Genomic DNA, 9,161 nt, shown 5'->3' with positions numbered 1-9,161 from the left:
TATTAATTTATACTTTCCGTCCACAGAAACGAGCAGTTGGCTTGTGACACATTGGGCTAAGGCGCGGACCTCATTCGGATGCAGGACCATGCTGGTTCGAGCTTGGTTGAGGCGGCACGGATCGATCTCTGCGGGCGGCTTGATGATCAACGCCCGTCGCGTCGAGGCGATCGGCGACACCTGGATCCGGTACGGAAACCAGACCTATCGGCGGGACTGGCTGGGGCGGCCGGTGGGCGTGCCGGTGTGGGAGGCTGCGCGGTAGGCCGTAGCTGCAGAAAAGGCGCCCCAGCCGAAGCCAGGGCGCCGAGGGTGTTGACAGATGTCAACGTGAGGTCAGGTCGCGACGTGGGCCGCCGCCAGGATCACCTTCACCAGCAGGCCCACGGCGCCGAGCAGCACGGCGGACGTCAGGCCCCATCCGATCTTGCGCAGGCCACCGACCTCCACCTTCACCTCACCGACGGACTGCTCGATTTTTCGCTCGATCTCCTCGCGCGACATGAACGACGCGATGTCCTTCTGGTAGGCCACGCCGTCCAGACGGCGGCTGATCGCCTCGAGCTTCTCGTCCATGCGGCTCACCTGCGCTCGCGTTTCGTCGATCCGGTCGCCGTTGGCCTCGCTCCGGGCGAGGAGCTGTCCAAGCAGGGCTGCGATGTGGCGGTCCTGCATGGAGCCCTCGTGCGCTGCCCGCTCGAGCAGGCCTTCGCCGAGCCCGGACGGCACCGGCGGTTGGATCGCGGCTCCGAGCTCGGAGCCGATGTGCTCCAGCGCCGAACGGCGTAGGGCGGCGGGATCGTGGCGGCGCGAGCGACGTGCCCGCTTCGGTTCGGCGGTGTCGGACATCGTGCAGCCCCGAGGGAGGCGCGCCGGTGTTCCGGTCGCGCAGTGATCCCTCCCCCTCCTGCGGGGGAGGGTGAAGCGCTACCGCTTCGAGAAGATGCAGCCGACCGTGGCCTGGACACCGGCGACGCCGATCACCGACGCGACGATCGTGCTCTCCATCACGTCGTAGGGCGCCGGCAGCTTCGCGACCTGCCAGTTGAACCGGAAGGTCGAGTCGAGGACGATCGCGCCGAAGTGCAGCATGCAGAGCCCGAATGCCGTCGGGATCATCCAGGCGGACCAGGGCGAGAGACGCTGCGCGGCGCGCTCGGCACCGATCACTTTCCGCTCCTCGACGTAGGCGACGAGCTGCGCCTGCGCGACGGTCGTGTCGCCGGTTACATTCTGGCCGTTGGTCAGGACTGTGTTGTCGGACCGCTTGCCGAGATAGTCGAGCAGCTTCCCGGCGATGCCGGGCAGGCCGAGGATGAGCGACGAGAGGATCGTCCACATCAGCGCGGCCCTCCGTCCGGACCGTCACCCGGGCGCGGGCCTGCCGGGCGCGCGGCGTCGCGGATGCTCTTCAACGCGGGGATGAGGATCAGCCGAGCGAGCGCCAGGCAGCCGCCGATCCGGGCACCGTAGCCCTCGTACCCGGCCGGCAGGACCACGGACCAGTCGAACCCGACGAGCGCGTTCAGGATGTCCGGCAGCGAGAACAGGGCGGCGAGCAGGTAGATCCGCACGCCGACCAGCCGCGCGTTGATGCGCTGGAGCATGTTCATGGTCAGGCAGCCTTCGGGCGGGAGAGCAGGGCATGCACCCGCGACCAGAAGCCCGGCGCGGGGGTCGGCGCAGAAGAAAGCCCGCCGGTGAGGGCGGGCTGGGATGGGGCAGAAGCCTTCGATGCTGTAGCGGGCGCCTTGGGTATCGCAGCGAGCGGCGGCGGTTCCTCGACGGTCACCTTGTCACTCCGGCGGGCCCGCGGCAGGCTTTTGTCGTAAGGCGTTGCGGCCTGGTCGCGCTCGGCCTGACGCCGGGAGATGATCGCGGCCGGCTTGTTCCACATTAAGAACGCCTCGATCGCCGCCGGCAGGTTGCCGGCATTGGCGAGCCGCACCACGCTCGAATGCGTGAACGCGACCGGCCCGATGTTGTAGGCGAGTGAACAGCAGGCGTCGAAGAACTCCTGCGGTACCTCGCGCGAGAGGGCGACCCGCACCGGCGCGACGTACTTTTCGACGGCCGTCGCGAACAGCGCGTCGCTTTGCGCCTGCGTAATAGTCAGCCCGGGCGTGACGGTGATCAAACCCGACGCCGTCGTCACGCCGACGCTGATCGTTAGGACGCCTACCGAATCCCGGTAGGCGACGAGGCGGTCGCCCTCACGCATCCGCAGGGCCGCGCGGCCGGTCCGCGAGATATCTTGGTAGGGCTTGAACGAGGCGAGCATCGTCGCCCGCGCAATAGGTGCAGTCATGGTCAGTCCTCGCGATGAGGAAAAGCGGGAAGCGCGGCGCTGCTTTGCCTGCCGGCAAGCCAGGACTTAGCCGCGGCCAAGCGAAGACAGGAGGCGCGACGCCACGGGCAAGCGTCAACGCAAGCACGCCGCCGAGGATTGAGTGCGGCTGAGTACCGCGCTAACAATGCTGCCTAACTGCGGATGATCCGAGGAACCAAATGGACAGCGCCGATAAACGCACGACAGCCCTTAAGGGCCTAGATTTGTCGGGCAAGTGTATTCTAGAATTTGGGCCCCTTAATCGGCCTTTGGTTCCGAAGGCCGCAGGCGTATATTATGCGGATCATTGCTCGACCGAGGACTTGCGGAACAAGTACGCCAACGACCCAAATGTAAACGTAGCTGATATTGCTGAGGTCGATGTTGATCTTACGCAAATGAAATTTCGCGATTTCGCGTCCACGCATGGACCTTTAGATGCGGTCGTCGCATCCCATGTCATTGAGCATATTCCCGACCTCATTTCTTGGTTGAAGGATATTCACGACGCCCTCGTACCCGGTGGGGTTCTCGCGCTCGTCGTGCCGGACAAGCGTTTCACTTTCGATCTGCACAGACGGGAGACGCCGCTGTGGCGCATCGAGGACGACTACGAGCAGAGGCGCACGCGCCCCGGTCTGCCGGTGGTTTTAGATCACTTCTGCAATGTCGCGAACGTGCATCAACACACGCTGTGGCTCGAATACCGGCTCGGCGCCGAAATCTTGCCAGCGCATGGCAATCCGTCCGCGTTTGACCCAAGCCATCTTATCCAGGCTTGGCACGCGGGTCACTATATCGATACGCACTGTTTAGTCGTCACGCCATGGCGATTTGTCGAGATTATTGGCGCACTATCCGCCAAATACGATATGCCCTGGCATCTTAAGTTTATTCAGCCGACGGCACATAACGAATTGGAATTCTACGTTCAACTTCAGAAAGGCGGAGAGCCGACCGATTGGTCGGCTCGCGCTGCTGATGTTCGGCGTTATGCTCTACGCCCCGAACTGGTCTAAGCGACGCTGGATGGGTCGAGCGCGAGATCCGGGCTGCCGGGAAGATGCTCGTCGCTGCGGCCGTCGCCGACCGGTCTCGTGGAACGAGATCGCGAGGATGTAAGCGAGGTGGCGCCGGTCCAGCACCAGGGCGTGCAGCAGGAAGGCGTCGAGCAGGCGGCCGACGCCGTCGACCCCCGCCTGTGTCATCGACCCGAACAGTGGGCGGATCGCGGCGAAGAACAGGCGCGGTCCAGGCGCGCGAACGCCCCCGCGTCGGTGGACGAGGCCATAATGGTCTCCTGCGCGCATGAAGAAGCCTCTCGCACCGTGGAGCGATGCGAGGTGGTCGCCGACTGAGGGGCGAGCGTGACGACCGCCCAACGCAGGGCGGGTCAGACGTTACGGGCCGCTGTCAGGGCGTGCCCGTCTCCTTCGTCAGCGGCAGCGTCGCTCGATACACCCCATCGGCGAACCGGACGCGGATGTAGACGGCGCTGGTGTCGGCCGCGATCGTGTAGGTGCCGACCGCCGCCGGCGTGCGCGGAACGTTCGTGAACTCGGCCGCGCCCTGCACTTGGGTCAGGCCTGCGACCAGGGCGAGATTGCCGGAGCCTGCCGTTGCCGAACCGCCCGAGGCGGCGATCCGGACATCGAACGGGCTGGCCGTGCCGCTGGTCCGGAAGTCGTACTGGACTTGCCCCGCCGTGCTCGCCAGCCCGGCCGAGACCGACCCGTTGGCGGCGATCTTCATGCCGCCCGCCTTGAGGATGGAATCGGAGAATCCGAACGCGGTCAGGTCGATGCCGACTGCGGCGGGGAACAGGGCCCCCTGCGAGGTGTACGAGCCGATGAGCGTGCCGTTGGCGTCGATGGGGGCGATGCCATAGCTGTTCTGATCGCCGAACGTGATGCCGTTCCTGGTCCCGCCTCCGGTGCCGCCGGCCGAGATGCCGATCGCGGTATCGACGGTGCCGCGCACCGCGCCGCGGGAGACGACCTGGATGCCCTGCCGGAGGAACATCGACGAGCCGGGAAGCGTGTTCAGATTGAACTCGTGCGACGTGACGTTGGCGAGGTTCGTGTACCCGTTCTGCGTCTCCACGTAGCTGTTGCCCGCAAAGAGCGAGCCGCGCGGATTGGCGAGAGACTGGCCGCCGAAGCCCCCCTGGGACGTTCCGTAGACTGATCCGGTAAGACCGACGAACTCGGAAAGCGTGTTGGCCGGGCTGTCGGGCGCGTTGTGAATGAGAGAGAACTCACCTGCGATCCGGCCGCCTTTCAGGTTGGGGCCGCCGACGGTGTGCGCGACACGAAAGGCCCGACCGGCGATGCCGCCGAGCCCGGCGGCCGGCATGTCGATGTTGTCGCCCGTGATGATGATGTAGCGCTGGGACATGCCGTCCCCCGCGTATCCGTAGCTCGAGCCTGCCTGCGCCGGTCGCCGGATGCTGCCCACGTCCGCGAGCCACCCGCCCAACGTCTTCGTTTGCGCCGCGTCTCCAGGCTGGGCGGTGACGCTCGTGCCGGAGACGTCGCCCGTGGACCCCGGCCCCTGGATCTGAAGGGCGTCCGGCGTCGCGACGTACGTGCTCCCGACCTTGCGACCGATCCTCAGGTCGTCGGAGAGCCGGATATCGCCATTGTCCCTGATGCGCGGCGCCGAAAGCACGCGGTCGAGGGATAGGGCGGGCGCGACGGAAGAGAGCGTCAGGACGGCGGCGATAAGGATGGAAGGCTGCTTCATCGGGCGATGATCCACACGTTGGCAGCACCTCGGCGAAAGCCAAGGCCCTGGTAGGCATCGGTAAGCTGGATGGCAGGTTGGCCCGCGATGCTATCGCCGGTACCGACACCCGCCGCAATCGTGATGGGTCGATCCACCGAACACTGCCCGCTCTCGTCGGCGATGAACAACACCTGGCCGAGCGGGTAGCTATCCACGTCGGGCAAGGTGACGGTGCGCGGCACCGTCAGGTTCGCGAAACCGATCTGAGTGTCCGTGGTTTGGGCCACGTAATTCTGATCGAATACCGGCGTATGCCCGAGGACGGGGATGCCCTCGAGCGCCAGAGCGACGCCCGCCATGATGCCCCGGGCAGACCCCGTGAAGGTGCGCGCCGAAGCGCCGTCCTGGACGGGAATACCCGGGTCGGCGAACGCGTTGTCGTCCGGGTTCGTGGACCAGTTTCGTGCGCTCATCCCGTCATCCTCACGCTTTGATGGCCCAGACGACGACGGCGCCCGGCGGCATGTTCGGGTGCGCCGCACCGGATCCGGCCGCGGCAATGCTCAGACCGTGCACGTGATCGCCGACGGCATTGATGGTGTGGGCATGCTGGCCGTCCGCGTTGATGCCGTGGGCGTGGTCGCCAACGCCGGCGACGGTGACGCCATGGCTGTGGTCGCCAGCCGCGGCCGTCGCGAAATCATGCGTGTGATCGCCGGCTGCGGAGACCGCGCCGCCTGCGTTGTTCGCACCGTTCGGCTGAAGATCGGTGACGACGCGGTTCGTCGTTCCGGAGCCTGCCGTGCCGATGCTGTAGGTGACGGCGTGGCCATGGTTGCCGGCGGTGTTCGTCGTGCCGCTATGTGCGTGCGAACCCGCAGTCGTCGTCGAGGCGCCGTGCGTGTGATTCCCGGCGGCGGCCGTTGCCCCGCCATGGCTATGCTGACCCGCCGCAACTACGGACCCGCCGTGGTCGTGTCCGCCAGCACTACCCGTCGAGCCGCCGTGCGTATGGAGACCGTTCTGATCGGCCGTCAGCGCAACAGCCTCGACGCCGCCCGTACTGCCCACGGCCCCGCCGAGGCCACCAGCCCCCGTGATGCGGCCGACCCCGGCATCTGCTCCAAAAAGCGCACGTCCACGCAGGTCCGGGATGTTGAAGTTCGTCGAGCCGTCGCCCGTACCCCATGCGGTGCCGATCGCCGTCAGAAGCGCCGCGTAGGCGGTTCGCGAGACCGCACGGCCGTCGCAGGACAGCCAGCCGGCGGGCACTGCCCCGAGGCTGGCGAACGCCTTGATCGTCCCGGGCGCCTCGATGAAGGGCGAAACGACGGTGACTTGCCCCGTGCCGGGGTGCCAGCGAACTCGGTAGACCTGGCCGACCTGGATGTCGCCCGGGGCGAGCTCGGTACCGCCCGCGCGGCGCATAGGCTTGAACCCGGCCCCGTCCGGCTGAAACGTGCTTGGGCCGGGATTGCCCGCGTCGGGCGTGAAGGCCAGATCGAACGCCACGCTGTAGTCGTCCGCTGTGAAGCCCTGCTCGGTCGCCAGCGTGTAGGCGCCGCTCGCACCCCCCGTCGCACCGAGAATGCCGGAGTTGTCATCGCGCCAGCAGGCGAGCGCGGCCATCATCGCTCGAGCGCTGTTGTTGTACGTGTTTGATGCCTGTCCCTCGCCCCAGAAGATCGGTGGGGCGGCGACGTCGTTCGACGGTGCGTCGGTCGAGAAGTCTTTCAGGCCCGTCATGGCGGCTCCTGGCAGCGCGCACGGGTCCGGCTCCGGTGACGCTGGTGCGTCCGGATCGGGGTGGTGCGGCGGTAGGGGTGAATCAGCGCGCGCGGGCGCCGGGGAGCATGGCGAAGAAGCGCGACGCGTCGAACGGTTGGGCCGCCGGGCGGTGCGGCTGCAGCATGGGCGGCGCAGACGGCGCGGCGGCCGATTGCGCGACCGGCGAGGCCGCAGCCTGCCCGCCGCCGTTCAGCGCCTTCAGCAGGCCGGCGACGTCGACGCCGTCGTCCTTAGCGGGCGCCTGCATCGTGACGCCGGCGGCCGGCGTGACGGAATCGGCGGTGCCGGAGGCGACCGGGCCGGCAAGGCCGAAGGCGCCGGTGTTGGGCGTGGTGCCGGCTGATGCGGGCATCGCGGGCATGAAGTCGCCGCCGAGGAATGCCGCTGCCTTGGCCTCGTGCCCGGCCATCTGCCCGTTGACCTTGTCGGCGACGCTCCCGGGTGCGCCACCGTTGCCGGCGTCGCTCGCGTTGTAGAGACCGGGTCGACCGGCGTTGATGGTCGAGTAGAGGTCGAGGCGCCCCATCCCGGGCTTGAAGCCGCGGTCGGTCAGGTACGCTTCGACCGCCGGCAGCTGCTCCTCGAAGCTCTGGTCCTGGCTCGCGCCGTAGGCCTTCTGCTCGGCCGGGCCGAACTGGATCAGGCCGATATGCCGGTTGCCGGCGCCGCCCCGGATGCCCGGGTCGAGCTTGCCGCCGGTCTCGTAGGACATGACGGTCGCGTAATCGAGCGGGTTGGCGCCGATGCGCTGGGCCGACGCGATGAGCGCCGCGGCGCGAGGATCTGCGGCCATGCGGTGCTCCGGAAACGCGAAAGGCCGCCCATCTCGGAGCGGCCCTGTCTGCCGGCGCGCAGGGCACCTGACGGTGGCTTAATCGGGCGGATTGCCCGTCGGGTCAAGGGTGTTGCGCTGGGTCGCTTGTCCGCCGATTTGATAGCGCTATGAAACGAGAATGACGACATTTTCAAACCGACGGCCAAGGGGGCGACCTCGGGTCGATACCGCAGCTGTGAACGTCCGAATGCCCGCGCCGATGATAGACGCACTTGATGCATTCATCCTCACCAAGACGGGTGAACCTCTTGCATCGCGGCCCGAAGCTGTACGTTACGCGCTTCGCGACTGGCTTACGAGCCAGGGCCTTCTCTCACACTCTGAAGATCCCGAGGGGGCAAACTGATGTCCGAAGATGAAATTCCTGATTTTAATGAAGCTCTAGAACAAGAATACCGCGAATTCCTCAAAGACAAAGGCGTTAGAATTAATTGTGAATTATGCGACTCCACAGATTTTAATGTAATAACTGATTACCGGAATGCCCATGCGGCAGTGCCATATTTTCAAAATGCAGAGGGGCTTGTCAATAAAATCAGGATACCGTGCATGGTTATGAGTTGCGTGAACTGTGGAAATATAAGGCTTTTGAGCCAGAGTGCATTCACGAGATGGAAAGAGACGCGACCGGCGGAGGATCCGAGCGATGTCAGGTCGTGAACGAGCTGAGAGGATCAGAAATATTCACGAACTATTTCATGATAACGAAGAGCGACGGCGTGGAAATGGTCCCGGCGGAGGTGGCCCGGTGGACACATTAGAACCGCGCGTAAAAGCGCTTGAGGACGGTATGAAGGAGATTCGCGACTCCTTGAAGGAGATCCGCGACGCGCAGCATAAAGCTGAAGTAGCCGCCGTCACCCAGGCCGGAGACCTCAACACCAAGCTAGCCGACTTCAGCGGCAAGCTGACGAACCTTGACACTCAAGCGACCGGGCTTCGGCGCGACCTAGAGAAACTCCCGACCGAGTTCGGTGTAGCGAAGGTGCTAGTGTTCGTCATTACCGGGCTCGGCGCCGCGGCGGTACTCATCAAAACGGTGTGGCCGATCCTGACCAAGGCCTTTGGCTGACTGCTAACTGCCGGGTAACATGCCGGTGTGCACCTCCTGATTGGTGCTCCTGCGCGGCGCGGAGAGTTGCACATGACCAGCACGAGTGAGCGTATCAAGGCGGGTCTCTGGGCGAACCATGCGTTGGGCGTTAAGGGTGATTCCGCTGATGGTGGGGTGATTGCCCGCGAAACACTGCACGATGAGCTTGGGTATAACGGCCCGCCAGAAACGCAGTACGACCTCGACCAGGGTACGCGTGACATTCTCCTCGCTCACGCCAGACAGGACGCAGCTCATGCGCTCTGCAACTCAATCGCGTTGCTGAAACGCGTGAAGGAGTTAACGCGAGCCGTCTACCTGCTCGGATCCATCACCATCGTGCTGGTGCTGATCCTGCTCTCGAAGCAAACGTGACCCACCTCAGTGGT

14 protein-coding genes are annotated in these 9,161 nt (G+C 65.5%); 6 read left to right on the top strand and 8 right to left on the bottom strand.

Annotated elements, in window-relative coordinates; all coding sequences use genetic code 11:
* Positions 1-88 precede the first annotated feature (88 nt).
* Entirely contained in the window at positions 89-265 is a 177-nt protein-coding gene (locus MKK64_RS17515) for a hypothetical protein (RefSeq protein ID WP_243936166.1), read from the top strand.
* Between the two features lie 71 nt (positions 266-336).
* Here MKK64_RS17515 and MKK64_RS17510 read toward each other — a convergent pair whose 3' ends face one another.
* The 4 genes from MKK64_RS17510 to MKK64_RS17495 form a co-directional block, all read right to left on the bottom strand.
* Complete coding sequence (locus tag MKK64_RS17510; RefSeq protein WP_243936165.1) at positions 337-849, bottom strand: hypothetical protein; 513 nt, start codon at positions 847-849, stop codon at positions 337-339.
* Between the two features lie 78 nt (positions 850-927).
* Positions 928-1,341, bottom strand: a complete 414-nt coding sequence (locus MKK64_RS17505) for a hypothetical protein (RefSeq protein WP_243936164.1) — start codon at positions 1,339-1,341, stop codon at positions 928-930.
* Positions 1,341-1,613, bottom strand: a complete 273-nt coding sequence (locus MKK64_RS17500; protein WP_243936163.1) for a hypothetical protein — start codon at positions 1,611-1,613, stop codon at positions 1,341-1,343. Before MKK64_RS17500 ends, MKK64_RS17505 begins: the two co-directional genes overlap by 1 nt.
* A 2-nt stretch (positions 1,614-1,615) precedes the next feature.
* Positions 1,616-2,281 (bottom strand): lysozyme, encoded by a 666-nt coding sequence (locus tag MKK64_RS17495; RefSeq protein ID WP_243936162.1) that lies wholly within the window; start codon positions 2,279-2,281, stop codon positions 1,616-1,618.
* A gap of 227 nt (positions 2,282-2,508) precedes the next feature.
* Between MKK64_RS17495 and MKK64_RS17490 the strand changes: the two genes are divergently transcribed.
* Positions 2,509-3,348 (top strand): methyltransferase domain-containing protein, encoded by an 840-nt coding sequence (locus MKK64_RS17490; protein ID WP_243936159.1) that lies wholly within the window; start codon positions 2,509-2,511, stop codon positions 3,346-3,348.
* A gap of 108 nt (positions 3,349-3,456) precedes the next feature.
* Positions 3,457-3,687 (top strand): hypothetical protein, encoded by a 231-nt coding sequence (locus MKK64_RS17485; protein WP_243936157.1) that lies wholly within the window; start codon positions 3,457-3,459, stop codon positions 3,685-3,687.
* Positions 3,688-3,742: 55 nt separating this feature from the next.
* Here MKK64_RS17485 and MKK64_RS17480 read toward each other — a convergent pair whose 3' ends face one another.
* The 4 genes from MKK64_RS17480 to MKK64_RS17465 all read right to left on the bottom strand — a co-directional run bounded on the left by MKK64_RS17480 (position 3,743) and on the right by MKK64_RS17465 (position 7,637).
* Entirely contained in the window at positions 3,743-5,074 is a 1,332-nt protein-coding gene (locus MKK64_RS17480; protein WP_243936156.1) for a hypothetical protein, read from the bottom strand.
* A complete protein-coding gene (locus MKK64_RS17475) occupies positions 5,071-5,529 on the bottom strand; it encodes a hypothetical protein (RefSeq protein WP_243936154.1) in 459 nt (152 codons plus the stop codon). The genes MKK64_RS17480 and MKK64_RS17475 overlap by 4 nt, the downstream gene beginning before the upstream one ends.
* Before the next feature lie 10 nt (positions 5,530-5,539).
* Entirely contained in the window at positions 5,540-6,802 is a 1,263-nt protein-coding gene (locus MKK64_RS17470) for a phage tail protein (RefSeq protein WP_243936153.1), read from the bottom strand.
* An 82-nt stretch (positions 6,803-6,884) separates the two neighbouring features.
* Positions 6,885-7,637 carry a hypothetical protein gene (locus tag MKK64_RS17465; RefSeq protein WP_243936151.1) on the bottom strand — a complete coding sequence of 251 codons (753 nt, stop codon included), beginning with the start codon at positions 7,635-7,637 and terminating at the stop codon, positions 6,885-6,887.
* A 387-nt stretch (positions 7,638-8,024) separates the two neighbouring features.
* Between MKK64_RS17465 and MKK64_RS17460 the strand changes: the two genes are divergently transcribed.
* The 3 genes from MKK64_RS17460 (at position 8,025) to MKK64_RS17450 (ending at position 9,147) form a co-directional block, all read left to right on the top strand.
* Positions 8,025-8,339, top strand: a complete 315-nt coding sequence (locus MKK64_RS17460) for a hypothetical protein (protein ID WP_243936150.1) — start codon at positions 8,025-8,027, stop codon at positions 8,337-8,339.
* 88 nt (positions 8,340-8,427) lie between these two features.
* Positions 8,428-8,751, top strand: coding sequence for a hypothetical protein (locus MKK64_RS17455; protein WP_243936149.1), 324 nt, complete (start codon positions 8,428-8,430; stop codon positions 8,749-8,751).
* A 72-nt stretch (positions 8,752-8,823) separates the two neighbouring features.
* The gene (locus tag MKK64_RS17450) at positions 8,824-9,147 is read left to right on the top strand and encodes a hypothetical protein (protein WP_243936148.1); all 324 of its coding nucleotides are present in this window, start codon (positions 8,824-8,826) and stop codon (positions 9,145-9,147) included.
* The last annotated feature ends 14 nt before the right edge of the window (positions 9,148-9,161 follow it).

The sequence above is a fragment of the Methylobacterium sp. E-025 genome, assembly GCF_022829705.1.
GTDB lineage: Bacteria > Pseudomonadota > Alphaproteobacteria > Rhizobiales > Beijerinckiaceae > Methylobacterium.
This window is presented reverse-complemented; position numbering and strand designations above follow the sequence as displayed.